This window comes from bacterium, from assembly GCA_024228115.1.
GTDB lineage: Bacteria > Myxococcota_A > UBA9160 > UBA9160 > UBA6930.
Genome location: JAAETT010000425.1, coordinates 1 through 26,927 on the forward strand (window position 1 = coordinate 1; position 26,927 = coordinate 26,927).

A 26,927-nucleotide genomic window follows, 5' to 3' on the forward strand; every position below is an offset into this window, starting at 1 on the left:
CGGAGCTGGCGATCCCGAGAGAAGGCCACCTTGAAAAACACACCCACAAAGGGCTAATCACACCACACCTGTCTTGGGCGGCTCCCTATGGCCGCTTTTCAGACGTTCACGTATGGCCGGTTTTGAGGTGTTCACCGAGGGGTGAAGTAGTGAAGACACCCTGGGTGACGCTCAGGACCTCATCGCTATAGACTCGATCACTGCTCACTTCGATCAAGACGACTCGCACCGAGACACGATCAGATCGAAAGCCCCATTGGCTTGCGCGATCCTCCCAGTTCAGAATCTCTGGCCATACCAAGTACCGGTGCCCGTGTTCATTGGCTGTCCATCGAGCCTCGTCCACAGTTGCTTTTTCGATAGCTGCTTCCGCTTCTGACGCGAACGTTGATAGATGTCGAGTCAGAGCCAGGGTCATTGTTGTACCCGACCCTGCGTACTTGCGATTGCCATGGAACCCGTCCTCGGCCAATGCGACGTAGAACGACCCGCTCCGCGGAAAACCTTGAGGCCCCGCTGCGACGTTGCTCCTGAACTCGTAGCGGTGGGTAAGCGGTATGCAAGCAGCGAGAGAGGAGACCACAACCAGCATGGGTAGTGCTCCGGAGAGGGTGGCTACGTTGGAATGAAGAAACGAGCTGAAGAAAGCGGCCGATTCGTCCCGGAGACTGAGGATTGCACCCTTCACGGCTTTGCCTCTCCATCAGCAATGAACTGCCAACATAGAGACCATACTCCGTAGACCGTCAGTGTCGCCTTCCTAGCGTCACGGGTGCGTGGCGCGAGAATCCGAATTCCTTGAACGCAGCTTTGGCCTTGCTGTCCCGGCGAGGCGGGAAGCACTCGGACTGTCGCAGGAGCGACTCGCCGAAGAAGCGGGCATTCACCGCACCTATGTGAGCCAGATCGAGCGCGGTGACGCGAACCCCACTCTGACCGTCATGGCGGCGCTGGCGAGCGCGGTCAACGTGCGGCTGAGCCGCCTGATCGGCGAGATGGAGTCAGGCTGAAATCCTGAGGGGTGGCCCTTCAGTTGCTTCCATACCTCTCGCCGTGCAAACGTTTGCACGCTGCCTCTAGTGCAATCAATTGCAGGCCACCTGCCCCGGGGCCTATTCGACGAGACGATTTGCCTGGCATTCCGCACGACTAGCGGGCGGGCGCGTCGAAACCTTCGAGAAGGCGGGGAGACTGTCCCTCCGGCCTGCGGACCATGCTTCTAGCCGCTCCGCGGCCGACCCCGCGGCGTCCAAGAAGTACGATGCGACCCGAACCCTTACGGGAAGCGGCGTATCGTCGCTCTCAAGAGCTGCCTCCAATACTTCCAGCCCAAGCCGCGCCGCCTGGACCTGCCTACGGCGAAGATCAATCAGTCCGTCGATCTCTGCGTCCGCGGCCCGCTCCCGCGACTCCTCTAGCTGGTCGCAGAACTCCTCGTCCTTCAGCCACCTGTAGATCGTTGACCGCGAGCATCCCACCGCCCTCGCAGCTCCCGTCACCGTCCCGTGTTGGACCAGCGCCCTGACTACCCTCGCTCTCGCCGGGCTTTTTCTCGTCTCATTCCGTGCCATAGTGTCCCCCACCCTGAACTATCGGTTGCTGTCCCCACCGATTGGAGGAGGCGGACGAACTGGCTCAGAATAGAGACAGACGGACGAGAGGGGCGGCGGCCTGGGCGGCACTCCTCGCCGAACCAGACTCCCACTCCGCTCGACTCCGTGACCTCGCCGCGAAGATTCGAGCGAACCTCGACGAAGGCGACGCCGACCAACGCGATCTGACCGTCGAGGAGTTCGAGATCATTGCTTGGGCAATACTCGACGCGGCACGGGTTCCGGCGATGGAGAATGCTCTCGACGATCTTCGCGATGAAGATCGAAGGGCTCACAAGGCGTTCCGGAAGGGCACTGGCAAACCAAAAAAGAAGTTCTACGAGGCCGCGAGGATCAAGGGCTGGGTAGCGCCCAAAGGTGAGCAAACCTCATCAGTCTATCCGGAGGAGCTTGAATTCATGTACTCGGTCCTGGTCGGGCCCAACGGAACTGTTGACATCGGGGACCGATTCGCGCTTGGCCAGGACGACGAAGGCCATCACCTTTTCGATACTCCGATGAGTCCCGAGAATGCAATCGAGGCGCTGGCACTCATCTTCGGTGCGAAATCGCCCGACGCTTGTCGGGCTGAACTCCACCGCAGAAGGGAATTCTGGAAGGGATCGGAATGGGCCGAGTTCGGCCCGGACCTAAGCTCGCTGCCCCACCGGTACGAGACCTTCAAGAAACCGTAGTTCGGCGTCACATTTCGGGACCCAGTTTGTGATAGGCGATCCGGAGCCGAGTCCCGCAGAGTCATCTCACGATGACGAAAGCCAACCGACACGCCACTGAAGCTCCGGAGCCCCGCGCCGTTGAATCCACTGTCGCGACACCGCGACGGACTGACGATTCAGTAACTACTGAACCGCCTTCACGCCCGGTAAACACAACTGTTTATCGTAAGAACGGTGATGGGGTTCCGGACGCTCTTGGATTCGGTCTTTCCCCTCAGACTGTCGAGGAAGTCGCGAGCATGCTTGGTGTTCGGGAGCCCGATCTTCGCTGTGTATTCCAGCACTCCGCGGATGATCTCTACACGCCCTGGTTCGCCCGAAAACGGGGCGGTGGGCGAAGGCCGATCCGGGAACCTGCGCGTGAACTCATGAAGATCCAGAGTGCAATCTGCGATCTGCTCTCGGAGAGCTTCATTCCCGGCCCCGCCGTATGCGGATACGCTCGCGGTCGGGGCATCATCCATGCCGCCCGTCCGCATGTAGGCGCTCGCTTGCTCCTTGGTTTCGACTACGACGACTTCTTCGAGTCGATCCGGCCCGACAATGTCGCTGGTGCCTTGGGTCGGTACCTGCCTTCTCACACTCTGAACGCGAAGCTCGCTCTCATTCGGCTCTGCTTTTTTGAAGACCGACTTCCGCAGGGGTCACCTTGCTCGGGGATCCTCTCGAACCTCGCTTGCATCCGGGTCGACAAGCGGCTCGCACATCTCGCGATCGAGTACGAATGCGAGTTCACGCGCTATGGAGACGATCATTTCTTCTCCACCACAAGGCCGCGATTCCCTGCCGAAATCGTACACCTACTCCCCTCCGGAACCTGCGCGTTGGGAACGGCAGTAACCGAGGCCATTCGAGCTTCCGACTTCGCTGTCAATGGCAGAAAAACCAGATTGCTCGGACAACACCAGCAGATGCGGCTGCTGGGCATGGTAGTGAACACGCGCCTCAATCTGCCAAGGACCTACACGAACTCCCTTGGCAGGGCCATCTTCACCATCGAAAGATTCGGTCCGTGCGTCGCGCATCAACGGCTTCGAATCAGCCCCAAGAAGAGCATTGAGAACGTCGTCAAGGGCCGACTCGCACATTTCGGGCACGTAGTAGGAAAGACCGACCCCAGATATCTTCGCTTCAAAGATCGGCTCGACCGCGCTCTGGACTCAAGTGATGCGTCATGAAGCGGCTGGACTTCGAACTTGCCGAGGCGGAATTCGATCTCATCGAGCGGGCGCACCGCGCAGAAGAAGCGAGCAGATCCAGAAAGCTGCCCCGAGGTCTCTTCTTTGACATCTTGGCCCGTCGGCTCCTGGCGGCGACTGAACCTTCCGTTGTGCGCCCCGTCGGCGGTCCCGCTCAGGGGCAACGCAGAATCCTCTATTGGGTGCGCGTGCAGCCGCAACAAGAACGGCGAATCAACCAGGCACTGCGGTGCATTGCGGATGCGACGGGCCAGCACCGGCGCGCTCAACAGCTCGCGATCCTTTGCACGTTGCACCCTGCCGACGGAACCAGACTCGGGACCCAAACAAAGCCGCAGCACCCCGACAGGGCAAGCAACTGAGAGATGGCTGTATCGCCCCCGGCAACTTGGCCTTCCCATCCGGGCATAAGACGTGGTACGTCTTGGGTCGCGGTGAAGAATTGGGGCAAGGTATTCGAGCGACCAGGCAAGGGGGGAACGCGTCGCCATTGGCTCGACTTCGGACGGCACGGAAAGCTCTACTCCCACAAGGGGGTGCCGTTCGAGGGTCGTGAGCAGGCAGAGGCGTTGCTCAGAACCGTGAGGATTCTCGCACAAGAGGTGGGCAAGAACGGGGCCATCGACCGATTTGCGCCGGTGGCGTCGCCCAAGCGGCGAGTGGGCGTCTGGCTGAAGTCTTGGCTCTTGGACTTCGAGGAAATGGTCAAATCGGGCGACCGAGCGCCTCGGACGCTACGAGAATACAGCCGCTGGGCGAAGCCGGGCGGTCACTTCGACTTCTGGCGGAACCGCTCGATCCTGCTCATCGGGCCAATGGCGTCAAAGGAGTTTCTGCGCTGGCTCCGCCTGCGTGGAGTGCAGGGCAAGACCGCATGGAACGTCGTTGCTGGCTTTCATGCGTTTTTGGCGTGGCTCGTCGAAATCGAGGAACTCGAACGCGTCCCCAAGCTCATGTGGCCCAAGAAGCACAGTCCCAAGACATCAGTGATCGGTATCGAGACGCAGCAGGCCATTCTCGATGCGATTCCTGAAGACGCACGTGGGGTCTACTTGGCTATGGCTCGCCTTTGTGTTCGGCCGAGCGAGGCCGTGGTGATGAACGCACGCCAGCTCTGTGCCGACGGCTGGGTCAATGTGGATGTGAGCCGTGCTGATCGCACAATCGGCTCCGGGGAGAAGTCCATCAAGAACGATGAGGCGAAGAGGCTGCCGCTACCCGATGACCTCGCTGAGTGGATCAATCGATGGGTGCCCGCGGAAGACCGTCTTCGCCGCAAGGTTCTGTTCAACAACCCGAGAACGGGCGGACCCTGGAGCGAGGCGGCCCTTCGTCGCCAGTGGTATCGAGCCTGTGACGAGGTCGGCGTGAAAATCAGCCTCTACCAGGGCACGAAGCACTCCACGGCCACGGAACTTCGTCGCCGAGGCATCGCGCTCGATGTGATTCAGCAGCTTTGCGGGCACAGAGACCAGAGAAGCACCGAGGTCTATGCAAAGCTGGGCGAGGAGGCGCTGGTCGAGGCCATCAGCCTCCCGAGGATTGGCTCAGCGCGCCGATCGAACCGACAAGACACCTAGAGCCCCGATTGCCTCCAGTGTTCCTCCTGGAGGCCAACGCGCTCGCAAGTAGTTGATCTTGCTAGGTGATTTGGTGGAGGCGGCGGGAATCGAACCCGCGTCCGCGTAATGTCCAGCGGCCGCGTCTACGTGCGTAGTCCTCGCTCGATCTCGGGGAGCCCAGTCGCGAGGACGAGAGAAGGGCTTCCCTTGGCAGACATCAATCTCGCCGTTCGGTAGCGGCTTGCCAGCGGCCGACGGCCAGCCTTCTGATGACGCCCGCGATCCCCTAGAAGGCGTCGAGGACGGACGTCGCTACGCCAGTGTCAACTAGGCAGCGAGAGCGTAGTTATCGTCGGCAGATATAAAGCTACCAACAGTGCCACGGGATTAACGAGGATCGTAGCCTCCTCGGCACGCAGCGAACGCCTTCAACCACCCGTCGAAGCCGATCGCCCCCACGCCGGAGCCCCTTCCGAAGAAGGCACATCCGGAGTCCCCAAAGCCTAGGAACGGCGCCAAGGGTTGGCAAATCCGCCTGATGAGCCCCGGAAAGGCGTGTCCGCGATCACCAATGCTCCGTCGAGCTTGGAATTCTCGTATGTCACACGCAGCTCGGCGGAGCTTCACTCGCATTTCTTGCGCAAAGCGTTTGTTGCCGGTCGTCTTCCGTGAGAGCGCTCACGCAGGCGGGGGTCTCCAACTCCGAAAGCATGGCCTCAGCGATTGGGTCGATCGACCCATCGCATCACGATCTTTTCGCACGAGGCCCGAACCCATGCGTTTCCGTTTCTTCTCTCCCCGTCACCTGCTGCTGTCGGCATTCTTCGCCCTTCTGCCGCTCCTGGCGCCGGGCTCGGCATCGGCGAAGAATTCTTTCGGTGTTGCGGTGGATGCCTTCTGCGCACCTGCCACTCCTTATGCGGACTTGAACGACGGCATGTTGGGTGAGTGCACGATGTGCCATAACAGCACCTTTCCCACCAACCTTCCCGACGGCGGAAACGTCGATTCGACGGCCGGGAACGAGTGGGACAACGGCAACCTCGCCTTCTTCTGCGGCGCAGCCGCCAACACCGCACCGACGCTTGCCGCGATCGGCGCAAAGATGACGACCGAGGGCCAGCGGCTCACCTTCAACGTTACGGCGACGGATCCGGACGCGGGAGACACGCTGACGCTCAGTGCAGCGCCCCTTCCCAACGGAGCCACGTTCAACGACAACGGAGACGGAACAGGGACGTTCGATTGGACGCCCCAGGCCGGGCAGGCCAACGTCTACAACGTCACCTTTACCGTGGCCGACAATGCCGCCACGCCTGGCACGGCCATGGAGACGGTGGCGATCACCGTCTTCAATGCGAATCAATCACCGGTTCTCGCTGCCATCGGCAACCAGACGGTCAACGAAGGCGCGGCCCTCACGGTGAATGTGAGCGCTACGGATGCGGACGCAGATGCCCTGGCCCTCGGCGCCTCGAATCTCCCCACCGGTGCCACCTTCAACGATGCCGGAAACGGCACCGGAAGCCTCAACTGGACCCCGGGCTTCGCCCAGGCCGGGAACTTCTCGGTCTCGGTGACGGCCACGGACAACGGTAGCCCGATGCTCTCGGATTCCGAGACCTTCATGATCACGGTCGGCGACGTGAACCGGCCGCCGGTCCTCGGAGCGATCGGTGATCAGGTCGTGAACGAGGGAGAGACCCTCGACCTCATGCTCTCCGCCAGCGACCCGGACGGCGACGGTCTCACGATCTCCGCCTCCAGTGCGCCTGCGAGCTCGACATTCCAGGACAACGGCGATGGCACGGCCAGCTTCAGTTGGACGCCCGCCTTCGGCTCGACTGGAAACTACGCGGTCTCCTTCAGTGTCGTGGACAATGGCTCTCCGCCTGCCAACGACAGCGAATCGATCAACATCGCCGTCGGCGATGTTGATCGTGCCCCGGTGCTGACGCCGATCGGCAACCGCACGGTCGACGAGAACGTCCAGCTAGCCTTCAACGTCACCGCCACGGATCCGGATGGCGACGCCATCGCGCTCTCCCTGGCGGGCCTGCCGACGGGCGCCACCTGGACGGACAACGGCGACGGCACGGGTGCCTTCGCCTGGACCCCGGCCTTCGACCAGGCTGGCAACCACGCGCTGAGCTTCACGGCCACGGACAACGGCAACCCGGTCCAGGCCACGACCGAGAACCTGACGATCACCGTGGGCGACGTGAACCGACCGCCTGTGCTGACACCGATCGGCAACCAGACGGCGGACGAGGGCGTGCTCCTGCAGCTCGCACTTCAGGCCACCGACCCGGATGCCAACGGGCTGACGCTCGCGCTGGCCGGCGCTCCCCAAGGCATGGCGTTGCAAGACAACGGCGATGGCACGGGCACGCTGGCCTGGACACCGGGCTTCGGCGATGCGGGGAACCACACGGTCACCGTGTCGGTGACGGACGACGGCACACCCGTCGCCATGGACCAGGAAGCGGTGATGATCACGGTGGGCGATGTGAACCGGCCGCCGGTGGTCGCCCCGGTCGGGAACAAGGCCGGAAGCACCAACCAGCAGTTGAGCTTCACGGTCACGGCCAGCGATCCGGATGGTGACGCCCTCACCCTCTCCGCCGTGGGCGTACCGAACGGTGCCACCTTCACGGACAACGGCGACGGAACGGCCAGCTTCGACTGGACCCCGGCCGCAGGCGACGCGGGCAGCTACCAGGCGACCTGCACCGCTTCGGACGCCGCGCTCAGTACCAGCGAGGTGATCACGATCGCGATCGGGCTGGTGAACAACCCGCCGACCCTCACGCCGATTGGCGACCGCACGGTGATGCCTGGCCAGACCCTCGCCTTCACGGTGATGGCGGCCGACCCGGACGGGAATACGCTCGCACTCGCGGCGACCGGCCTGCCGAACGGTGCGACGCTCACGGACAACGGAGACGGAACCGCCAGCTTCAGCTGGACACCGGCCGCCAACCAGACCGGAGCCACCAACGCCACCTTCAGCGTTACGGATGACGGCGTGCCTCCGATGTCCGATCAGGAGGTCGTGAACCTGGCGATCCAGGGCATGGGCGGTGCGTTCGCCATTACGGAAGCAGCTTGGTGGGATACCTGGGGCGGCCATGTCGTCGTCCACGGTGTCGGCGCCCCGGCCGGCGGGGACGTGGAGGTATTGGATGCGGATAGCGGAAACGTGCTGACCGCCCTCACCGCGAACCAGGGCGGAGCCTTCCGAACAGGCGAGTGCAAACGGGTCCGCGATCGCCGGCGACGCGGCCGCAAGAAGACGGTTCTCGCCTGTCTCACTCCGGCTCAGGCCCCGTGCAGCGTCCAGGTACGCAGCGGCGCCATGCTGAGTGTGCGGACACCGGTGATGAATCCTCCCGCCCAGTGCGGACCGGCCAGCCCGACGCTGCTGACGGCGAATGGTTCATTGCACGTCATCCGAAAGGGAAGGCGTCTTCGCCGAATCCTATCGGTCAGCGGGCAGAATGCAGCCGTCGGCGAGACGCTCGAGATTCGCAACGCGGTGACGGACACCATCCTGGGCACGGCCCTCGCGGACGGCCGCGGCCGCTTCGAGTGGCGGATGAAGAACGCGTCCGCCTGTCAGGTTCGAGTGGTCGGTCAGGCCGCCACATCCGCGACGGACGACGTCAGGCTCCGCCGCGGCCGCGGAATTGGCATGCGCAAGATGCGCCGCCTCCTGCGGCGTTGGAAGAGGCGCTGCGCCGATCCGGGCGACCTGCCCACGCCCGCAGCCTTTGGCGCCGCAAACTGAGGGATGCAGGCGACGCTCCATCGGCGACGCGTTACGCTCGCGTCGCGATGGAGCTCGTCTTGATTCGACACGGCCTACCGATCCGGCAGGAAAACCCGGAGGGTGCGCCGGCCGACCCGCCTCTCTCTGAGGAAGGGAAGGCCCAGGCGGAGGCTGCGGCCCAGTGGCTGGCACTCGAGCGTTTCGACGCCCTGTACGCGAGCCCGCTGCTTCGGGCGCGAGAGACCGCCGCGCCGCTGGCGCGCCTGCAGGGCCTCGCGATCGAGATCGAACCCGGCGTGATCGAGCTCGACCATGAATCGGAACGCTACGTGCCGCTGGAAGAGCTGAAAGCGGAAGATCCGGAAGCCTGGAAGGCCATGCTGACCGCGGAGGGATACGGCGGTGTCGACTTGCCGGCGTTCCGTGTGCGGGTCGTTGCCGCGCTCGAAACCATGATCGATCGGCATCCCGGCGGCCGGGTGGCCGTCGCCTGCCACGGGGGCGTGGTCAACGCCTGGGCTTCCCACCTCCTCCAACTGGAAGAGCCGCTCTTCTTCGAACCCGCGTACACCAGTGTCAGCCGGTTCATCGCGGCGTCAACCGGCGAACGCAGCATCCGCTCGCTCAACGAAACGGGCCACCTGCGGGGCGCTTGAAACCCGACAGCGAGGTATCTTCCAGCCCAGCTGGAGGGCTGCATGGATTCGCCGCTGCGTCTGGACGAGATCGAGATCATCCACCCCGACCACTACGTGAAGCATGGCTACCCCCATGCCGAGTGGTCGCTGTTGCGGCGCGAGGCTCCGGTCTACTGGTTCGATCGAACCGAGGGTGAGCCCTTCTGGGCCATCACGAAGCATGAGGACATCGTCTTCATCGGCAAGCGGCCCGACCAGTTCCTCAACAACCCCCAGCTGGTCATCCCTTTCGAAGCGCCACCGGAAGGGGAGCCCGCCTTTCGACCGCCGGACACGCTGATCAGCATGGACAACCCACTCCATCGCAAGAACCGGAAGCTGATCAGCGGGCGCTTCGCGCCGGGAGCACTGAAGAAGATCCACGGTGACATCGAGAACATCGCCAAGGAGATCATCGACAGCCTGCTCGACGAAGGCGATGAGGGCGAATGTGATTTCGTCGAGAAAGTGGCCGCGCCGCTCCCGATCGCCGTGATCGCCTGGCTGCTCGGCGTGCCTCGCTCGGACTGGCGGCTGCTCTTCGATTGGACCAACCAGACGATCGGAGCCGGCGACCCGGAGTATCAGCAAGAGGGCATGGACGCCCAAGCCACGGCCCAGGCCGCCATGGTCTCTCTCTTCCAATACTTCACGGAGCTCGTCGAAGAGAAGAAGAAGCATCCGGCGGACGATCTGGTGACGCACTTCCTGAACTCGGAAATCGATGGCAAGAAGCTCGAGCTGATGGATGTGTTGACCTGGTGCTTCATCGTTGTGATCGCCGGGAACGAGACGACCCGCAATGGCACCAGCGGCGGGATGCTCGCGCTGATCGAGCATCAGGATCAAATGCGCAAGATCCAGGCGGACATGTCGCTGCTGAAACCCGGAATCGAGGAGATCGTGCGCTGGACGAGCCCGATCATCCACTTCGCCCGCACCGCCGCCGAGGATTGCGAGATCCGCGGGCAGCAGATCAAGAAAGGCGATCGCCTCGCCCTCTTCTACCCTTCCGCGAACCGCGACGAGGATGTCTTCGACGACCCCTTCTCGTTCAGGGTCGATCGACGCCCGAACCGCCACCTCGGCTTCGGGATTGGCGAGCATGTCTGCGTGGGTTCTCACGTGGCGCGGCTCGAGCTGGAAATGGCGTACAAGTACCTGCTGCCCCGCATCGAGGAGATCGAGCTGACGGGCCCTCCCGCGCGCTTGCGAAGCCAGCTCGTCGGCGGCGTGAAGCATCTACCGATCCGCTACAAGCTCAGGCCCGCCTGAGCAGCAGCGCCCGGCCTACTCCGGGGCGTAACTCCGAGACGGAGCCGATCGCCCCTCCTCGCGAAGCTCCAGACTGAGGAGCGCCTTGTCGAACCAGGCATGGTAGGTGTCGAACTCGGCGGCGGGGGCTTCGCCGATGGCCACCAGGACCCGGCCGTCTCCGGTTTCCAGGAACGTGAACTCTTCGCGACTTCCGCGGGGAGTGTGCAGCACGTACCGGAGCGCCTTGCGGCCCGCCACGATCAGCTCACTCTCCTCCACCAGCGCCGACTGGCCCAGGTGGGCCCGGCCGAAGCGCGCCAGATAGGCATCGACCGTGTCGAAGCGAACCACGTTCAACTGAAACGAGGCCCGGTAGTCCCAGGCCACTCCGTCGACCGCCACCAGGCCGTAGCGCGTCGGCATGCTCATCCAACCGTCGGGTGTCTGGAGTTCGAAGCCGAGGCGCGAATCGACGTGAGGCGCCAGACCCAACTGGGGCTCACCGCGCGGCGGGCCGAGCTGGCTGGCGCGCTTTCCGGATTCGAGATCGGCGTAGACCGTTCCGCTCGGCATGGTGTAGAGGGCCTGGAACGAATTCAGGTCGGCAAGGCCGAGCCCGTCCCGGGCGATGCGGTCCCGGGCAACCTCGTACATCAGGTCGGACGGAATCGGGCTATGGCCCCGCATCCCCAGGGCATGGCCCAGCTCGTGCAGCGCAACCTTCTCCACCTGACTCGGGAGCAGGAGGCCATGCCGGTCTGCAACGTAGAGCCGTAGCTCGGGGATCGAGAAACGCACATCGACCCGGCCCGTCGCCGGATCACCGCCCTCGAAATGGCAGGCACCGCCCGGGCTGCGGGCCAGGCCGAGCACCTGAACATCCTCCTCGGGAGCCGGGGCCTCCTCTCCGACCAAGCGGATCGTCAGGCGCGCATCCCCGGGCTCCCCCACTTCCCGAAAGGAGATCTGGTCACCAAGGTCCGCTTGCCAGAGAGCCATGGCCCGGCGTACGGCTTCTACGTATTCGATCGGCTCTCGGGGCCGGAACTCGTCACCCAGCGATGGATCGATCCGCGGCTCCTCGATGTACACGGCCAGCGGAAACTCGTCCGGATCCCAGTGGCATAACACCAGGCGCTCTCGCCCGTCGCCGACGCGAATCCGATGGGCCATGAAGGGCACGAAATTCGGATCCCGCACACTTGCGTGAGAGGCCCGGAAGACCGCGTAGTCCGGCAGGTTGTGCTCATACGAAACCCCCGGATGCGCCTCGCTCTCGGGCGGGAGGGGGCCGGTGGTGCAACCGCAGAGCCCGTGCAAGAGCCCGAGAAACAGGGCCGCCGTTCTCAACGCCTTCCGCGTCCTCGTACGGCGCGGCGCATCTCCCGATCTTCCTCACGGCGGCGGATCGTCTGCCGCTTGTCCGTCTGTCGCTTACCCCGAACCAGGGCGAGCTCGACCTTTGCGCGGCCGTCCTTCCAATACAGGGAGAGAGGCACGAGGGTATGCCCCCGCTCGGTCACCTTCGTAGCGAGCCGCCGCAGCTCATGGCGGTGAAGGAGCAGTTTGCGTTCGCGGAGCGGGTCCGCGTTCTCGGGCCCGGCCTGCTCGTAGGGAGCGATATGCATGCCGCGCAGCCAAGCCTCACCTCGCCGCAACATGGCGTAGGCCTCTGCCAGGCTCGCGTTGCCCGCACGCAGGCTCTTCACCTCGGGCCCGAGCAGCGCGATCCCGGCCTCCACGGTGTCGAGGATCTCGTAGTCGAAGCGCGCTCGCCGATTGGTCGCGATGCGCCCTTCCCCGGCGCTGTCATTCTTCTTTGCCACACACCGAGCGTAGCAACACGACCCGTGAGCCTCTCTCTCCCGGCCGGGGAGACACCCTCAGACGACGATGCGGTTCCGTTCATCCACGAACACGCGCCTCGCATCCCAGTCCGGCCCGCACTCGCGATCGTCCACCTGCACGAAGCTGGCGATGATCACCTTGTCCATGGGCTTCACCAGGTGGGCCGCCGCACCGTTGATGCAGATCTCGCCGGAGCCGGCCTCCCCGGGAATCACGTAGGTGGAGATCCGGCTGCCATTCGTGCAATCCCAGATGTCCACGCGCTCGTAGGGGAAGAGGTCGGCCGCTGCCATCAAATCGGTGTCGATAGTGATGCTGCCTTCGTACTCGATGTTGGCCTCGGTCACCGTGGCGCGGTGGATTTTCGACTTGAGCATGGTGCGGATCATGTCCGTTCCTCCTGGGGTAGCGGCTTGGGCAGCACGCGATTGTCGATCAGTCGTACAGTCTCGCCCGCACCGGATGCACGGGGAAAGAAGACAGCGAGGGCGAGCAGGGAATGGCCGCCCAACGTCCCGCGAAGCCTGCGGAGATTCCCGGGATCGCGAAGCTCCGCGTAGTCGATCTCCGCGAGCGGCGCCTTGCCGATCTCGTCGCGGGCAATCTCCTCGAGGGCCTCGGGCCGGGCCTCACCGGCCAGAACGGCGGCCTCAGCAGCGTCGAGGGCCCGCACCAGGGCCGTGGCCTGGCTGCGCGCCTCGCCCGCCAGGTGCACGTTGCGGCTCGAAAGCGCCAGCCCGTCGGCCTCTCGCACCGTCGGAACGCCGACGATCTCGACCCCGAAGCCCAGATCCCGCGTCATGCGACGGATCACGGCGAGCTGCTGGTAGTCCTTCTCACCGAAGAGTGCGAGATGGGGTTTGGCCGCGAGCAGGAGTTTGCTGACCACGGTGGCCACGCCGCGAAAATGTCCTGGACGCGCCGCCCCGCAGAGCGGTTCCGAAAGCTCCGAGACGTCGACCCAGGTCTGGTAGCCCTCGGGATAGAACGCGTCGGGTTCCGGGGCGAAGACCCAATCGACACCAGCCTCGCGGCAAGCCGAAAGGTCGGCCTCCCAGGTGCGCGGATAGGCCGCGAGATCGGCCGCCGCATTGAACTGGCTCGGGTTCACGAAGATCGAGACACAGACGCGTTCGGCCAGGGCGCGCCCAGCGGACGCCAGCGCCAGGTGGCCGGCATGGAGTGCCCCCATCGTCGGCACGAGGGCAATGCGCTCACCCACGGCGCGAGCCTTGTCGGCTCGCGCCTGGAGCGCCTCGGTTTCGTGAACGATCTCCACCAATGACCTAACGGTACGAGTGCTCGTCGGCCGGGAACTTGTGATGCGCCACTTCGTCGGCAAATTGACGAGCAGCCTGGGAGGCCGCGGCCCCCAGGTTCGCGAATTGCTTGGCGAAGCTAGGCGTCCAGTCCGAAAGGCCGAGCAGATCGTGCAGCACCAGCACCTGGGCATCACAATGCACCCCGGCGCCGATTCCGATCGTGGGGATGCCGATCGTCCCGGTGATCTCCTGGGCCAGATCGGCGGGCACACCTTCCAGCACGAGTGCGAAGGCGCCGGCGGCCTCGACGGCCAGGGCGTCCTGGATCACACGATCGCGACCGCACTCTCCCCTGCCCTGCACCCGGTAGCCGCCCATGGCGTGCACGGATTGGGGCGTGAGACCGACATGGCCCATCACCGGAATGTCGGCATCGACGATGCGAGCCAACGTATCCTTGACTCGACGCCCACCTTCGAGCTTCACGGCGTGGGCACCGCCTTCCTTCATGAGACGGATCGCACTGCGCACGCCGTCCTCGGCCGAAACCTGGTAGGAGCCGAAGGGCATGTCACCCACCACCAGCGCCCGGGAAACGCCGCGGACGACCATCCGCGTGTGGTAGATCATCTCGTCGAGGGTCACGGGCAAGGTGTTCTCGTGGCCCTGGGTCGTGTTGCCGACGGAATCTCCGACCAGCAGGACATCGATGCCCGCCTGGTCGAAGATGCGGGCAAAGGTCACGTCGTAGGCGGTCAACATCGAGAACGGCTCGCCCCTGCGCTTGCGGCGCTGGAGAGAGCGGGTCGTCACGCGGTGTTCGCGTTGGCTCGCTGCGGTCACGGTCGACATCGGCGATCCCCCGCCCCGGGTGATCTCCTCGCCGAAAAACAAAACGCGCCTGCCAGAGACGGAAATCTCCGGAGGCGCGGCCATCTCGAGATGGGGACAGATCCCTGGAGGAGCGATACGCCCTTCCATTCGTTCTGAGTTCCCGTTTCCCGAGACTTACGTCGAGATTGACGTGGCCTTGTGCCGCCCCCGTCTCGCTCCACCAATGGCGGATACGAGCGAATGCTTGGGCAGAGTCTGGCGTCGTCCTTGCTTTCCGAGCTTGGAGGCTCGGGGCTATGTCTGAGTTTTCGATGAGGATCGCGACTTGCGATTCCTCTCGGCTCGACAGGAAACGTAATATGCACCTGAGAGGGCTGTCAACGAGAAACACCGCCGAGCGTGGCTCCAGATGACCCCGCGGGGCCTGCGCATCAGATGCGATCCAGCCTCTCACGGACGGCGGGAGGTAGGAACCGGCGCTCGGCCTCTTCGGCGGCGAAGGATCGAACGGCCCGTGCTGCCGCGCTGATCCGATCCTCGAACGACTCTCCAGGGGCCAGGATCAGCCAGGGCTCCCCGCGAATCCGGCACACATTGCTCTCCGGCTGGGCCTCGCCTTCTCTGGCAGCGCCACGGGGAAGGACGCGTACGGTCACACCGGCCTCCTGGGCGATCTCGACCAGGGCGTCGAGGATTTCGTCCGGCTCCATCAGGAGAGCCGCGCTGCCAAAGCCGTCTCCGCCGGGCTCGTCACCGGCGCCGGTCGGTTGGCTGACTTGCCCATTCCTGAAGAATGGCCCAGGTCGAATCGTCCACATCCAGGCGCAACCCGGTCTCCCAGAAACGGTCTTCACCATCATCGCGACGGTCGGTCCAGATCACACTCCCGCGCGTCTCGATCAGCGGGCCGGACGGCGGAAGCTCGAAACGCAGGCGGACATTCTCCCCGATCGCCAGGACTTCCCGGGTGTGGATACACAGGCCACGCGGCGAAAGATTGGTCGCGAACTCGCGGGAATCGGTTCCGTTCGCGCGGCGCACATCGACCCGGATCGGCACCGAGAAATCGCGTCGCGGCTCGACAGAGGTCATTCGATCGCCCCGCCATGGAACGCACGCGCCAGGGCCAGCCAACTCGGCGGCCGCACCGTTTGCGCCCGGGCCCTGGGATCGATGCCCGCTTCGGCACATGCCGCCTCGATACGGCTGACGTCCACGCTGCCGGAGCGGCGCAGGGAATTCGCGAGGGTCTTGCGGCGATGGCCGAAGCCGGCCCTCACCACACCCTCGACCGCGTCCAACTCGGCCGCCGAAGGGCGGTCGAACCGCGGCGCCATGCAGACGAATCTCGAGACCACGCGGGGCACAGGGTAGAAGCATCGTCCATGGAGATCGAGTGCGCCCGTCTGACGCGCGCATAGTTGGTGAAGCACCGAAAAGGAGCCGTAGTCACGCTCCCCCACATCGGCACTGACGCGAGCCGCGAGCTCGCGCTGCACCATCACTCCCCAGCCAGCGAGCCGGCTGCCTTCATCGAGCAGGCGCCGCAGGATCGGTGTGGCCGCGGAATACGGCAGGTTCGCGACCACCCGCCATGGCCCCGGGCTCCCGCCAAGCCAGGGTTCCCAGTCGAGGCCGACCGCGTCCGCATGGACGAGTTCCACACCCTCCGGCAGCAACGCATCGGCTTCGAGCCCGCGAATCAAGCCGCTGTCGATCTCGATCGTCACGACCCTTCGGGCATGCCTGGCCAGTGCCCGGGTGAGGATCCCCAACCCGGTTCCGATTTCGAGAACCGCGTCCTCGGGCCCCACCCCAGCCAGGCGCGCAAGCTTGTCGGCCAACTCGTCGTCGTGCAGGAAGTTCTGCCCACGCCCGCGATGGGCCGCCAGCCCGTGTCGCTCGAGAAACTCCCGGATCTCGGCGGGACTCACCTCCGCCTCTAGGACCAGGGGCGCTGAGAGAGTGGGACCCGACTGAAGGCACTGAGCTCGAGACCGTGGCGTTCGCCCTGGGCCAGGAGCCTGGCGCCGGCCGCGGCAATCATCGCGGCGTTGTCCGTGCAAAGCTCCGGCGACGGAAAGACAGCGTGGAAGCCGTCCTCCTCCCCTGCCTGGTTCATCACCCATCGCAAGCGACGGTTGGCTGCCACGCCGCCGACCACGGCAAGATGCGAAACACCCTGCTCGGCCACGGCGCGACGCGCCTTGGTCACCAGCACATCGGTCGCAGCCGCCTCGAACGACGCGGCCAGATCCGATCGGTCTGCGTCACTGAGCGGCTCGCGTTCCTGCACGGCAAGAGAGACCGCCGTCTTGAGCCCACTGTACGAGAAGTCGAGATTGGAATCGTGTTGCATCGGGCGCGGTAGCGGGATGGCCGCCGCATTTCCCGTCTCGGCGGCCTGGGCGACCGCCGGGCCGCCGGGGTACTCGAGGCCCAGCAGCTTGGCGACCTTGTCGAAGGCTTCGCCCACGGCGTCATCCCGCGTCTCGCCCAGAATCCCGGGAGCTCCCTCGGCCACGACCCGGTAGAGCGCCGTATGCCCACCGGAAACCACCAGGCCCACGTAGGGAGACCGAAGGTCTGGCTCGCACAATTCCGCGGCGGCCAGGTGCCCGGCGAGATGGTGTACGCCCACACAAGGCAGGTCATGGCGATAGGCCAACGCCTTGCCAAAGGAGAGCCCGACCAGCAGCGAGCCGAGCAGGCCGGGCCCCGCGGTCACCGCCACCCCGTCGAGATCCGCCACCTGGATGCCTGCATTGCGAAGCGCCGCGTCCGCCACGGAGGAAACGCTGCGCAAGTGATCGCGACTGGCCAGCTCGGGAACGACCCCGCCGTAGGGCCGATGAACCTGGGCCTGGCCCTCGACGACACTGGCCAGCACTTCGGTCTTGCCAGCGGAAGCCCGCACCACCGCGGCGGCCATCTCATCGCAAGAACTCTCGACGCCGAGAACCAGACCGCCGGTCATGGATTCCCCCCGCCTCGTGCGATTGCCGCGCGTTCCCCGCCCAGCTCAGCCGAGGTTGCGCTCGAGCTTCTCTTGCTCGGACTTGCAGTCGATGCAGAGCTCGGCCACGGGCCGCGCCTGAAGGCGCTTGAGCCCGACGTCCTCACCGCAGCTCTCGCACTCGCCGAAGACGCCGTCCTGGATCTTCTCGAGGGCGTGATCGATCTTGCTCAACAAGCCACGCTCCCGCTCCCGGAGGCGCCCCATGAAGGCCAGATTCATTTCGGACGAAGCCGTATCGATCTCGTCCGGGAAGTCATCCGGGTCGAGGTGGATGTCTCCGGAGACCGCACGCTTCGCGTTGCCAGCCAGTTGCTGGCGTTGCTCCGTCAGGAGCTTTAGAAACTTGTCGAGATCCCTCTTCCTCACCTCTCACCCTCGTGCCTGCTGTGCCGGTGTTGCCGGCGGGCGTGACGGATCCTAGCTAGCGCTCAGTGAGCGGAGCTGCCGCTCGGCCTCCTGCGCCAGTTTCGAATCCGGGTACTCGTTGATCACCCTTTCGAACGCCTTCTCCGCTGCTTGCCCATAACGCGGTCCGAGTCGGAGAAGAGCCTCCCCTTGTCGGTAGAGCGCCTCCGCAGCCTTATCGCTGGTCGGGTAACGACTCGCCACGTCATCGAAGCGCAATATTGCAGTCTGGTAGTCCCCTTGCTTGAAGTAGCAATCGGCCATCCAATAGGCTGCGTCGTCGGAATACGCAGAAGACGGATAAGTTTGCAGGAAAGCCCGGAACCGGTCAACACAGACGGTGGCATCGTCCGTTCGCCAGGCGTCGTAGCCACTCCGGTAGGCCTGGAGTTCCTCCCGGGCCGCCTTGCCCACGGCCGGTGCAGCGCCTCCCTGCGGCGGCGGAGCGCCCGTCCCCGGTGCAGCGGCAGCACCGTCAGGACCCGCCGGAGCCGTTCCCGACGGAACCGCAGCGTCCCCAGGCGGGGCGTACGGAGCGGCCCCCCCGGGCGCGTAGGCGGCCGGGCCAGCGGGCTGTACCCCGGAGGCGTCCCGGCGAGCGGCTTGAGCCTCCTCGAGCGCCCGCCTGGCATCATGCTCGCCCACCTCGACGCGACCCTCGAGCTGAGAGAGTTGGCTGCGCAAGGTATCGATCTCGGCGGACAGATCCGCCACCCGGGCCCGATCTCCCACCGGCCCCTCCTGGGTCTTCAGCCGGTTCACCTCGTACTCGAGCTTGCGGAACTCGGCCACGGTCACACAACCGCCCAGGCCCGGGAGCAGCAGAGCCAACAGCCCCGCACTCGCCCAGCGCCGGGCCGACGTCCTCAGTTCCATCACGAATGTCATCAGCATCCCCCCATCACCACACGAGAACCTAGCGGCGGTACGGCCCCCAGTCCGGGTTCGTATTCTCGCCGCCGTTGGTGATGCGTCGCAGGTTGTCTCCGTTCACATCGACCACGTAGATATCCGCTCTGCCCCGCCGGGTGGAGGAGAAAGCGAGCTTTCGACCATCCGGTGCCCAGCTCGGATGCTCATCACTGCGTCCGTGGCTGATCAGAGGCACGTTCGACTGGCCTTCAGGATCGATCAACCAGATGTCGAATTGCCCACCGATCCGGCTCTCGTAGGCGATCCACTGGCCGTCCGGCGACCAGGCCGGCGCCGTGTTGTAGCTGCCGTTGTACGTGATGCGCCGGGCCCCGCTCCCATCCGATCCCATCACGTAGACCTGGGGCGAGCCTGTGCGATCCGAAACGAAGGCCATGCGGCGGCCATCCGGTGCCCAGGCCGGCGAGATATCGATCGCCCGATGCCGGGTGAGGTTGCGCAAGCCCGCCCCACCCTTGCCCACCGTGAAGATGTCCGTGGCCCCGCGGTGGCTCATCACCAGGGCCAGGCGATTGCCATCCGGACTGAACGTGCCGCGGTAGATCGGGCCCGTGGCCTTCATGTTGCGCAGGATCCGCCCCGGCGAGCGACGTCCGCGGGTCAGCAGGAACAGCGCGGGCCGATTGCGATGGCGGTAGCTCGTGTAGGCGATCGACGAACCATCCGGGGACCAATCCGGGAAGGAGTTGATCGAGCGATTGCGGGTGGCCGCCCGCAGCTTGTGGCCGTCGGCATCCATGACGTGGATCTCTTTGGTGCCACCGCGATTGGACGCAAACGTGATCTCCGTATCCGAAACGCCCGGGCGCCCGGTGAACGCCGCCACGACATCGTCCGCGACGGCCTTGCCGATCCGTCCTGCCTGGTTCGGCTTGGCGTCGAATTGATTGCGTTTCAGGCTCTTGCAGCCGCGCGCCACATCCAGCACCCGAAAGCGCACACGCACGGCGTCCGCACTGGCCTGCACCTCCCCCTGCACCAGGGCATCGGCGCCGATCTGCCGCCAGCGATCACAGGAGACAGGCCGGCGATCGTCGAGGCGCGGGCTCGCCACCGGCCCCAGAAACGCCTGTTCGCGAATCTCCGTGAACATCCCCGAAAAATCGAGCCCCGCACGAAGGCCAGCCGCCAGCTCCTGGCTCACACGCTCAGCCCCGCGAGAGGTCTGAGCGAACCGCTGCACCGCCACCTTCAGTGTGCGGTCGCGGGGATTGACGATCTCGATCGGCGCGCGCCCCTGGGCCCAGGCGCCGCCAATGGAAGTGAGAAACGCGATCAGGAGCACAGCCGCGAACCCCCGCATCATCGGAGATCCGTCGGGCTGAAGCGGAATTGCCAGCTACCCGATTCGGGAGGGGCCGGGAGCGGCGCCGCCTTCTGGATGGCTCGCTCGACGCTCTCGTCGTACCAGGGATTTCCCGAGCGCTGCACGACCCGCGTGTTCACGACGTCGCCGCTGCTCGAGAGGCGGACATCGACGGTCGTGACGAGAGCCTGGCTGCGAAAGCCCGGGGCCAGCACCCAGCCTCGCAGCACGTAGGCTCGTACCCGCTCGCGCCAGGCGGCCTCTTCAGCGGAGATCAGACGGCCCGGCCCACCCGCCGGCCCGACCCGGGCAGCCGGTGAGGCCAGCTGCGGGGCCGCCTCCGGGAAATCCTCTTTCGCGTCCTTGCGTAGCTGAGCCATCACGTCGTCGTACTCCATCGCTTCTTCTGCAGGTGCGGGCGGGGGCGGCTTCGGGGCGGGCTTGGCGACCGGATCTTTCGGCAGCACTTTCTTGTCTACGACGGGGGGTTTGGGGACGGGCTTCACTTTCGGCTTTGGCTTTGGCACCGCTTTGGGCTTGGGCACCGCTTTGGGCTTTGGGGCCGGGCGGCGAACCGCCGCAGGGGGCGCCACCGCCACCAGATCGATCCGCACGACACCCGGCAAGCGCTCGGCGCTGCGCCAGTTCGGGCTGGCGAGGAAGAACAGCGCGGCGATCAGGTGAACCCCGGCCGAGAATCCGACGAAGCGACGATATTGCCGCTGGCGCTGGTCCTCCCATGTTTCCAGGATCCCATCCACGTCTCGCGGCTCGCCTCCATCGTTTTCTGGGAAATGGAATCCAGTGGGCTCTCCCAGGAAGGAACCCGCAAGGATGAGTCGCCCGCGGCCCCTGCCGGGTTCCCTTCCCTATTCGGGTTCCGTTACGATTCCCAGGCTGCGGGCCCCGGCCTCTCGCGCCACGGCCATCGCCTTCACGACCAGCCCGTAGGGAGCCTCCTTGTCCGCCCTCAAGAAGATTTCCTTGTCCGGCGTCGCCTCGAAAATGGCGGTGAGCTTCTCGCTCAGCTCCTCGAACGGGATCTCGACGCTGGCCAGGTAGTAGGCACCCTTCTTCGTCACACCCAGGATCAGCGGCTCGTCCTGCATCCGCAGGGGTTGGGTCGTGGTCTCGGGCAAGTCGACATCGAGGCCCTGCTGGAGCATCGGCGCCGTGACCATGAAGATGATCAGCAGCACGAGCATCACATCCACGAACGGCGTGACATTGATCTCGGACATCGCGCTGTGCTCGCGCCCGAGACGCCCCCCGGCCACGGGTCAGCCCTCGTCCGGGCGCGCCACGGGCGCAGCCCCTGGGCGGCGCAGATCGCCCATCAACTCGTCGCTGAACAACTCGATGGCGCGGTGCAGCTCCCGCAAGCGTGCCACGAACATGTTGTAGAAGACCGTGGCCGGGATCGCGGCGAAGAGCCCGATCGCTGTCGCGATCAATGCCTCCGCAATGCCCGGCGCGACGACGGCCAGGCTGGCGCTGCCCGCAGAACCGATCCCCGTAAAGGCATTGATGATGCCGATCACCGTGCCGAACAATCCGACGAAGGGCGACGCGCTACCGACCGTTGCGAGGAAGGAGAGCCGCGCTTCGAGCCGGAGTTCTTCCTGGGCGGCGGCCCAGGCGATCTGTCGCGACAGCGTATGCAGCTGTGCATCATCGAGCGGCTCATCCGGGGCGCGCCCCGAGTAGCGACCGATCTTCTGGAGCTCGCCGTAGGCCGTGAGAAAGATCGCGGACAGCGGTGAGCGCTCCATCGCCTTCGCCGCGTCGTACCCGCGCTCGAGGCCCGCCTCCTGGTAGGTCTCGAGAAACGTCTCGCTATCCTGCTCGGCGCCGTTCAGCTCGCGCCATTTGAAAACGATCGCAGCCCACGAAAGAATCGAAGCGGCTATCAAGAGGAGAATGACGAGCTGGACAACCCATGACGCCTGCCATACCAGGTCGAAGAGGTCCAGGCTCGCGAGACGTCCCCCCATGGCCGTCCCAGCGAGTATGAGGCTCATACACCTTCCATCGGTTTCGATGACCTTCGGCCACCGAGGTCTTCTGCCGAAACGACGACAGAGACGAGACGAGGCAGTCTAGGAAAGCGACCTGAGAGCATCAACGTGCGGGTACGTCCCGCCGAGACAACCTTCGCACCCAATGAACGAGGAGTAGTGATGGAGATCACCGCATCCACCCGGAATCCCCTGGAACCCGAGCCGGAGTTGCTTGCCATCCCGCTGACGGAGCTCGATCCGGCCCGTTGGCGCCTTCCGGCCCGCGTGGCTGCGCTGGACAAGCGGCTGGGCGGAGCGTTGAGTGCGGCCCTGGCTCGAGGCGATTTCCGGGGAAAGCGAAGCGAGACGCTCCTGCTCTATCCCCACGATGGAGGCGCCAACCGGGTGCTGCTGATCGGGCTGGGCGCCGAATCGGACCTGGATGGACGGGCCCTGCGCGAGGCCGCCGGCCAGGCGATCCACGCAGCCCGGCGAGCCCGTGTCTCAGCTCCCTCCCTGCTGGCGCCGAGCGGCCGCCGCATGCGGGCGCCAGCGCTCTGCCAAAGCCTTGCCGAGGGAGCCGTGCTCGGCGTCTACCGCTTCGATCGCTACCAGAACGTCAGCGACGAAAATGGCAACGGCGCGGTCGAGCGGCTTCAGATCCATCTGGAGAAATCCGGTGATCTGCGCGCCGCGCGGGCGGGCATCCAGCGCGGCGTCATCCTGGCCGATTCCCAGAACCTGGCGCGGGATCTCTCCAACGAGCCGCCCAACGTCATGACACCTGCCAAGCTCGCCCAGACGGCCGGGAAGATGGCGAAACAGGTCGGGCTGAAGGCACGGATCCTCGAGCCGACCGCGTTGAAGAAGCACAAGCTGGGTGCCCTTCTCGCGGTCGCCCAGGGCAGCCACAACAAGCCGCGGCTGATCGTGCTCGAGCACAACGCCCCGAAGGCGACCCGCGGCAAGAAGAAAGCGACGCGTGGGCGGCCCACGGTCTGCCTGGTGGGCAAGGGCGTGTGCTTCGATTCGGGCGGACTCTCGCTCAAGCCCGCCGCGAGCATGGTGAAGATGAAGCACGACATGTCCGGAGGCGCGGCTGTGATCGGTGCCATGCAGGCCATCGCCTTGCTCAAGATTCCCTTGCACGTGGTAGGAATCGTCGGGGCGGTGGAGAACATGCCCAGTGGCCACGCCTACCGGGTCGACGACATCCTGACCAGCGCCTCGGGCAAGACCATCGAGGTGACGAATACCGATGCGGAGGGCCGTCTCGTGCTAGCCGATTGCCTGCACTTCGCCCAGAACGAATTCACGCCCCAGGCCATCATCGATCTGGCCACGCTCACCGGCGCGGCCTCGGTCGCGCTCGGGCCGTGGGCCGCGGCCGTCGTCGCGAACCACGACCGGCTCGCGGAAGCCATCGTCGGAGCCGGCGAGACGAGCGGGGAGCGCTTCTGGCAACTCCCTCTCTGGGAGGCCCATCGGAACCACATGAAGAGCAAGATCGCTGATGTGCGTCAGACCGGAGGTCGCGACGCCGGCACGATCACGGCAGGAGCCTTCCTCTCGCACTTCGTGGCAGAAGGTCAGCCCTGGGCGCATCTCGATATCGCCGCGGTCGCGGACACGGCGCTGACGAGCCCCACCCAGGGAAGGGGTGCTACGGGCTTCGGCGTTCGTGCCCTGCTCGAGCTGCTCGGCGGATGGAAGGGCGTGAAGCTCGACTAGGCCACGGAGCCTCCAGCTCAGCGGAAGGCGGAATCTGGACGGGTTTGAATACCACGCCTAGAGTTTGCGTCCAATCGAACCTGCGTCGCATCCGGTTCGCATTCCTTCGCAGCCTGCCTGCACCCTGTTTCTCGAGACAACAACGGAGATGACATGACCCGTATCCTGCTTGCTCTGCTCGCCAGCTCGTTCGTTTTCCTGGCAGCGCCCATCGGGGCCGCCGACGCCGAAGCCGGCAAGGCCAGCTACAACACCTTTTGCACCACCTGCCACGGCACCACCGGCAAGGGCGATGGACCGGCCGGGGCCGCGTTGACCCCGCCGCCCCGGGATTTCTCGATCGGCGAGTTCAAATACGATGCGGACAAGAACGGTACGGCTGGCGAAGACGCCGACCTCACGCTGGTCATCAAGAACGGAGCTGCGGCCTATGGCGGCAACCCGGTGATGGCGCCCTGGGGACACCTGGACGATGCGGCTCTGGCCAACCTCGTTGCCTTTATCCGCACCTTGAAGGAATAGCTCCAAGAGGTTGTTTTTGAAGGGCGGGTGCCACTCTGTGGCCCCGCCCTCTTCGTTTCGGGCCGCCTCCCGCCTCCCGAGCTAGTGTGGCTGCACATGCCCCCCGCGGACGATCGCGATACCAGGCTTCCGGTTCCGACCGAGCCCTCGGCCGAGAGCCTCCCGGCTGCGCCCCCGAGCCAGCTCGATCCGACCGACCCGCTTACCCGCTACATGGCGGAGCTACGCCAGCACGCGCCGATCTCCCGAGAGGAGGAGCACGAACTGGCGGTGCGTTGGCGGGAAAAGGGTGATGCGGAGGCAGGCCGGCAGCTGGTCCTGGCCAATCTCCGGCTGGTGGTGAAGATCGCGATGGAATACCGCCGCGCCTGGACCCAGACGCTCGACCTCATCCAGGAGGGCAACGTGGGGCTGGTTCAGGCGGTCGAGCGCTTCGACCCGATGGCGGGCACGAAGCTCTCGACCTACGCCGCGTATTGGATCCGCGCCTTCATCCTCAAATACCTGATCGACAACATCCGGCTGGTGCGGGTGGGCTCGAGTCGGGCCCAGCGGAAGCTCTTCTTCCGGCTGGGAAAGGAGAAGCGCGAGCTGGAACGTCAGGGCTTCGAGGTGGCGCCGAAGCTCCTGGCCGAGCGACTGGATGTGACCGAGCAGGACGTCATCGAGATGGAGCAGAGGCTTTCGGGCAGCGATCTCTCGCTCGATGCTCCGGTCGCCGGGGAGGACGAGGAGGGGGCGCGCTTCGGCGACTTCCTGGCCGCCAACCCGGGGCAGGATGCGGAGGCCACCGTCGTCGATCAGGACCTGCGCCGCACGTTCCTGGAACACGTCCAGAAGTTCTCGGAAGAGCTCGACGAGCGGGAGCAGCGCATCATGAGCGAGCGCGTGCTCGCCCAGGATCCCCGCACCCTGCAGGAGATCGGCGACGAGCTGGGGCTGACCCGCGAACGCATCCGGCAGCTGGAGAAGGGGCTGGTGGATCGCCTGCGCGAATACCTGAACGAGAACGTCGTCGATTTCGAGTACTACGCCCCAGGCGAGGAGTGATCGACGTCTGAGGAGGCCGGATCCGGCGCACTCGCCTCGATCATCGCCCGAACGACCCCGAGCTTCCGCCCCTCCAACCAGGCCGCCCGCTCCGCTTTGGGGAGACGAGAGAAGCTGCCCTTGGGCCCTCGTGTGAGTGCCGGGCACCACTCGAGACGCATCAGCTGGAACCACGCCCGTCGAGCCGCGCCGACGCCACGATGGCGAAGCCAGGTCTCGGCGGCTGGCGCCAGAGCCGCCAATCGCCCTGGATCCTCGATCCCCAGGGCGTCCGCCACGTTGGTCAGCGTTCGCGCGCTCCGCTGCGAGAGGATGGATGGAGTTTTTCGTTCAAATTCCATGCGTTGAATCCGGTCTAGAGAATGTACGTGAGCTTCATGAGGAACCCGGGGCGCGCTTCCGCCCAGGGCATCGGTGGGTCATTCTAGAGCCCCCATGGCCGAGACCCAGCAAAGAAGAAGACTCCACGTGCGCGGCCGCGTTCAGGGCGTGGCGTTCCGCGCAGCCACCCGCGAGACCGCGGCCCGGATCGGCGCCAACGGCTGGGTGCGCAACCGGAACGATGGCAGCGTGGAGGCCGTGATCGAGGGAAGCGCAAACCAGGTGGAGGCCATGCTGGCCTTCTGTCGAGAGGGGCCCCGGTTCGCACGGGTCGACGAACTCGACGTCCTGACAGAACCACCTGAAGGCCTCCAGGGGTTCGAGATCCGATGAGCAGGCCTCTCCTCATGGCCCTCCTCCTGCTGTTCCTCCCCATCGCGTGCGAGACGAAGGAAGAGGCGGCCGATGGGCCCGAACCCCGCCAGGCGGCGGTCGAGATCGGCATCCACCGGGTCGATGTCGACCTGGCCGATACGCCGATGCGCCGCCAACGCGGGCTCTCCGGGCGGCCTTCCCTGGCCGCCGGGCGCGGCATGCTCTTCCCCTATGACCCGCCGGGTCGCCCCGCCTTCTGGATGCCCGACATGCATTTCGACATCGACATCGTCTGGATCCACGCGGGAAGGATCCTCGCAGTGGAGGCCGACATCCCCCACCGGGTATCGCCCCCGCTCCCGCGCTACAGCCCTCCGGGCCCCATCGACCTCGTCCTCGAAGTCCCGGCCGGCACGGCTGAACGCAATGGCTGGCAAGCGGGGGACGCCGTGCGAGTCGATCCGAAACCAAGCTATCGGCCCAGCGCAGCCGACTAGCGCGGGGTTCTTCGATCCCTGGCGGTGA

31 protein-coding genes and 1 other RNA gene are annotated in these 26,927 nt (G+C 65.3%); 13 read left to right on the top strand and 19 right to left on the bottom strand.

Annotated features, from left to right (window positions below; genetic code table 11):
* Positions 1 to 106: 106 nt before the first annotated feature.
* The gene (locus GY937_18285) at positions 107 to 688 is read right to left on the bottom strand and encodes a DUF4823 domain-containing protein (protein MCP5058654.1); all 582 of its coding nucleotides are present in this window, start codon (positions 686 to 688) and stop codon (positions 107 to 109) included.
* Between the two features lie 88 nt (positions 689 to 776).
* Between GY937_18285 and GY937_18290 the strand changes: the two genes are divergently transcribed.
* Positions 777 to 1,010: a helix-turn-helix transcriptional regulator gene (locus tag GY937_18290; protein ID MCP5058655.1), complete on the top strand. Its 234-nt coding sequence runs from the start codon at positions 777 to 779 to the stop codon at positions 1,008 to 1,010.
* 102 nt (positions 1,011 to 1,112) lie between these two features.
* Here GY937_18290 and GY937_18295 read toward each other — a convergent pair whose 3' ends face one another.
* Positions 1,113 to 1,571: a helix-turn-helix domain-containing protein gene (locus GY937_18295; protein ID MCP5058656.1), complete on the bottom strand. Its 459-nt coding sequence runs from the start codon at positions 1,569 to 1,571 to the stop codon at positions 1,113 to 1,115.
* A 41-nt stretch (positions 1,572 to 1,612) separates the two neighbouring features.
* On the opposite strand from GY937_18295, the gene GY937_18300 reads away from it, so the two are divergent.
* The 4 genes from GY937_18300 to GY937_18315 all read left to right on the top strand — a co-directional run bounded on the left by GY937_18300 (position 1,613) and on the right by GY937_18315 (position 5,108).
* Complete coding sequence (locus GY937_18300) at positions 1,613 to 2,287, top strand: hypothetical protein (protein MCP5058657.1); 675 nt, start codon at positions 1,613 to 1,615, stop codon at positions 2,285 to 2,287.
* Between the two features lie 281 nt (positions 2,288 to 2,568).
* Positions 2,569 to 3,507 carry an RNA-directed DNA polymerase gene (locus tag GY937_18305; protein ID MCP5058658.1) on the top strand — a complete coding sequence of 313 codons (939 nt, stop codon included), beginning with the start codon at positions 2,569 to 2,571 and terminating at the stop codon, positions 3,505 to 3,507.
* Complete coding sequence (locus GY937_18310; GenBank protein ID MCP5058659.1) at positions 3,504 to 3,890, top strand: hypothetical protein; 387 nt, start codon at positions 3,504 to 3,506, stop codon at positions 3,888 to 3,890. Before GY937_18305 ends, GY937_18310 begins: the two co-directional genes overlap by 4 nt.
* 72 nt (positions 3,891 to 3,962) lie before the next feature.
* Positions 3,963 to 5,108, top strand: coding sequence for a tyrosine-type recombinase/integrase (locus GY937_18315; GenBank protein ID MCP5058660.1), 1,146 nt, complete (start codon positions 3,963 to 3,965; stop codon positions 5,106 to 5,108).
* 71 nt (positions 5,109 to 5,179) lie between these two features.
* On the opposite strand, the gene ssrA is transcribed toward GY937_18315, so the two are convergent.
* Positions 5,180 to 5,547, bottom strand: a transfer-messenger RNA (tmRNA) gene (gene ssrA / locus GY937_18320).
* A 318-nt stretch (positions 5,548 to 5,865) separates the two neighbouring features.
* Here ssrA and GY937_18325 point away from each other — a divergent pair.
* The 3 genes from GY937_18325 to GY937_18335 are packed head-to-tail and all read left to right on the top strand — an operon-like array spanning position 5,866 to position 10,814.
* Complete coding sequence (locus GY937_18325) at positions 5,866 to 8,880, top strand: tandem-95 repeat protein (protein ID MCP5058661.1); 3,015 nt, start codon at positions 5,866 to 5,868, stop codon at positions 8,878 to 8,880.
* 47 nt (positions 8,881 to 8,927) lie between these two features.
* Positions 8,928 to 9,518: a histidine phosphatase family protein gene (locus GY937_18330; GenBank protein ID MCP5058662.1), complete on the top strand. Its 591-nt coding sequence runs from the start codon at positions 8,928 to 8,930 to the stop codon at positions 9,516 to 9,518.
* A 42-nt stretch (positions 9,519 to 9,560) separates the two neighbouring features.
* Positions 9,561 to 10,814, top strand: a complete 1,254-nt coding sequence (locus GY937_18335; GenBank protein MCP5058663.1) for a cytochrome P450 — start codon at positions 9,561 to 9,563, stop codon at positions 10,812 to 10,814.
* 15 nt (positions 10,815 to 10,829) lie between these two features.
* On the opposite strand, the gene GY937_18340 is transcribed toward GY937_18335, so the two are convergent.
* From GY937_18340 to GY937_18410, 15 genes are all read right to left on the bottom strand, one after another.
* Positions 10,830 to 12,146: a matrixin family metalloprotease gene (locus tag GY937_18340; GenBank protein ID MCP5058664.1), complete on the bottom strand. Its 1,317-nt coding sequence runs from the start codon at positions 12,144 to 12,146 to the stop codon at positions 10,830 to 10,832.
* The gene (gene smpB / locus GY937_18345) at positions 12,143 to 12,622 is read right to left on the bottom strand and encodes an SsrA-binding protein SmpB (protein MCP5058665.1); all 480 of its coding nucleotides are present in this window, start codon (positions 12,620 to 12,622) and stop codon (positions 12,143 to 12,145) included. The genes GY937_18340 and smpB overlap by 4 nt, the downstream gene beginning before the upstream one ends.
* A 57-nt stretch (positions 12,623 to 12,679) precedes the next feature.
* Positions 12,680 to 13,033: an aspartate 1-decarboxylase gene (locus GY937_18350; GenBank protein MCP5058666.1), complete on the bottom strand. Its 354-nt coding sequence runs from the start codon at positions 13,031 to 13,033 to the stop codon at positions 12,680 to 12,682.
* Positions 13,030 to 13,923 carry a pantoate--beta-alanine ligase gene (locus GY937_18355; protein MCP5058667.1) on the bottom strand — a complete coding sequence of 298 codons (894 nt, stop codon included), beginning with the start codon at positions 13,921 to 13,923 and terminating at the stop codon, positions 13,030 to 13,032. The genes GY937_18350 and GY937_18355 overlap by 4 nt, the downstream gene beginning before the upstream one ends.
* A 7-nt stretch (positions 13,924 to 13,930) precedes the next feature.
* On the bottom strand, positions 13,931 to 14,758 hold the full coding sequence (gene panB / locus GY937_18360) for a 3-methyl-2-oxobutanoate hydroxymethyltransferase (GenBank protein MCP5058668.1): 828 nt from the start codon (positions 14,756 to 14,758) through the stop codon (positions 13,931 to 13,933).
* A gap of 413 nt (positions 14,759 to 15,171) precedes the next feature.
* Positions 15,172 to 15,450, bottom strand: coding sequence for a hypothetical protein (locus tag GY937_18365; protein ID MCP5058669.1), 279 nt, complete (start codon positions 15,448 to 15,450; stop codon positions 15,172 to 15,174).
* Between the two features lie 40 nt (positions 15,451 to 15,490).
* Positions 15,491 to 15,832: a hypothetical protein gene (locus GY937_18370; protein MCP5058670.1), complete on the bottom strand. Its 342-nt coding sequence runs from the start codon at positions 15,830 to 15,832 to the stop codon at positions 15,491 to 15,493.
* Positions 15,829 to 16,674 (bottom strand): ribosomal RNA small subunit methyltransferase A, encoded by an 846-nt coding sequence (gene rsmA / locus GY937_18375; GenBank protein ID MCP5058671.1) that lies wholly within the window; start codon positions 16,672 to 16,674, stop codon positions 15,829 to 15,831. The genes GY937_18370 and rsmA overlap by 4 nt, the downstream gene beginning before the upstream one ends.
* An 8-nt stretch (positions 16,675 to 16,682) precedes the next feature.
* On the bottom strand, positions 16,683 to 17,717 hold the full coding sequence (gene tsaD / locus GY937_18380) for a tRNA (adenosine(37)-N6)-threonylcarbamoyltransferase complex transferase subunit TsaD (protein ID MCP5058672.1): 1,035 nt from the start codon (positions 17,715 to 17,717) through the stop codon (positions 16,683 to 16,685).
* A 45-nt stretch (positions 17,718 to 17,762) separates the two neighbouring features.
* Positions 17,763 to 18,125 carry a conjugal transfer protein TraR gene (locus GY937_18385; protein ID MCP5058673.1) on the bottom strand — a complete coding sequence of 121 codons (363 nt, stop codon included), beginning with the start codon at positions 18,123 to 18,125 and terminating at the stop codon, positions 17,763 to 17,765.
* A 51-nt stretch (positions 18,126 to 18,176) separates the two neighbouring features.
* Positions 18,177 to 19,058 (bottom strand): tetratricopeptide repeat protein, encoded by an 882-nt coding sequence (locus tag GY937_18390; protein MCP5058674.1) that lies wholly within the window; start codon positions 19,056 to 19,058, stop codon positions 18,177 to 18,179.
* A 22-nt stretch (positions 19,059 to 19,080) separates the two neighbouring features.
* A complete protein-coding gene (gene tolB / locus GY937_18395) occupies positions 19,081 to 20,403 on the bottom strand; it encodes a Tol-Pal system beta propeller repeat protein TolB (protein MCP5058675.1) in 1,323 nt (440 codons plus the stop codon).
* Positions 20,400 to 21,164 (bottom strand): TonB C-terminal domain-containing protein, encoded by a 765-nt coding sequence (locus tag GY937_18400; GenBank protein ID MCP5058676.1) that lies wholly within the window; start codon positions 21,162 to 21,164, stop codon positions 20,400 to 20,402. Before GY937_18400 ends, tolB begins: the two co-directional genes overlap by 4 nt.
* A gap of 108 nt (positions 21,165 to 21,272) precedes the next feature.
* Positions 21,273 to 21,644 carry a protein TolR gene (gene tolR, locus GY937_18405; GenBank protein ID MCP5058677.1) on the bottom strand — a complete coding sequence of 124 codons (372 nt, stop codon included), beginning with the start codon at positions 21,642 to 21,644 and terminating at the stop codon, positions 21,273 to 21,275.
* Positions 21,645 to 21,683: 39 nt separating this feature from the next.
* Entirely contained in the window at positions 21,684 to 22,424 is a 741-nt protein-coding gene (locus GY937_18410) for a hypothetical protein (protein MCP5058678.1), read from the bottom strand.
* Positions 22,425 to 22,583: 159 nt separating this feature from the next.
* Here GY937_18410 and GY937_18415 point away from each other — a divergent pair, with 159 nt between their 5' ends.
* The 3 genes from GY937_18415 to GY937_18425 all read left to right on the top strand — a co-directional run bounded on the left by GY937_18415 (position 22,584) and on the right by GY937_18425 (position 25,706).
* Positions 22,584 to 24,134, top strand: coding sequence for a leucyl aminopeptidase (locus tag GY937_18415; protein ID MCP5058679.1), 1,551 nt, complete (start codon positions 22,584 to 22,586; stop codon positions 24,132 to 24,134).
* 153 nt (positions 24,135 to 24,287) lie between these two features.
* Positions 24,288 to 24,656: a cytochrome c gene (locus GY937_18420; protein ID MCP5058680.1), complete on the top strand. Its 369-nt coding sequence runs from the start codon at positions 24,288 to 24,290 to the stop codon at positions 24,654 to 24,656.
* Between the two features lie 96 nt (positions 24,657 to 24,752).
* Positions 24,753 to 25,706 (top strand): sigma-70 family RNA polymerase sigma factor, encoded by a 954-nt coding sequence (locus GY937_18425; GenBank protein ID MCP5058681.1) that lies wholly within the window; start codon positions 24,753 to 24,755, stop codon positions 25,704 to 25,706.
* On the opposite strand, the gene GY937_18430 is transcribed toward GY937_18425, so the two are convergent.
* Positions 25,685 to 26,047, bottom strand: coding sequence for a hypothetical protein (locus tag GY937_18430; protein MCP5058682.1), 363 nt, complete (start codon positions 26,045 to 26,047; stop codon positions 25,685 to 25,687). The genes GY937_18425 and GY937_18430 overlap by 22 nt on opposite strands.
* Positions 26,048 to 26,141: 94 nt before the next feature.
* On the opposite strand from GY937_18430, the gene GY937_18435 reads away from it, so the two are divergent.
* Positions 26,142 to 26,420 carry an acylphosphatase gene (locus GY937_18435; GenBank protein ID MCP5058683.1) on the top strand — a complete coding sequence of 93 codons (279 nt, stop codon included), beginning with the start codon at positions 26,142 to 26,144 and terminating at the stop codon, positions 26,418 to 26,420.
* Complete coding sequence (locus GY937_18440; protein ID MCP5058684.1) at positions 26,417 to 26,899, top strand: DUF192 domain-containing protein; 483 nt, start codon at positions 26,417 to 26,419, stop codon at positions 26,897 to 26,899. The genes GY937_18435 and GY937_18440 overlap by 4 nt, the downstream gene beginning before the upstream one ends.
* Positions 26,900 to 26,927: the final 28 nt, after the last annotated feature.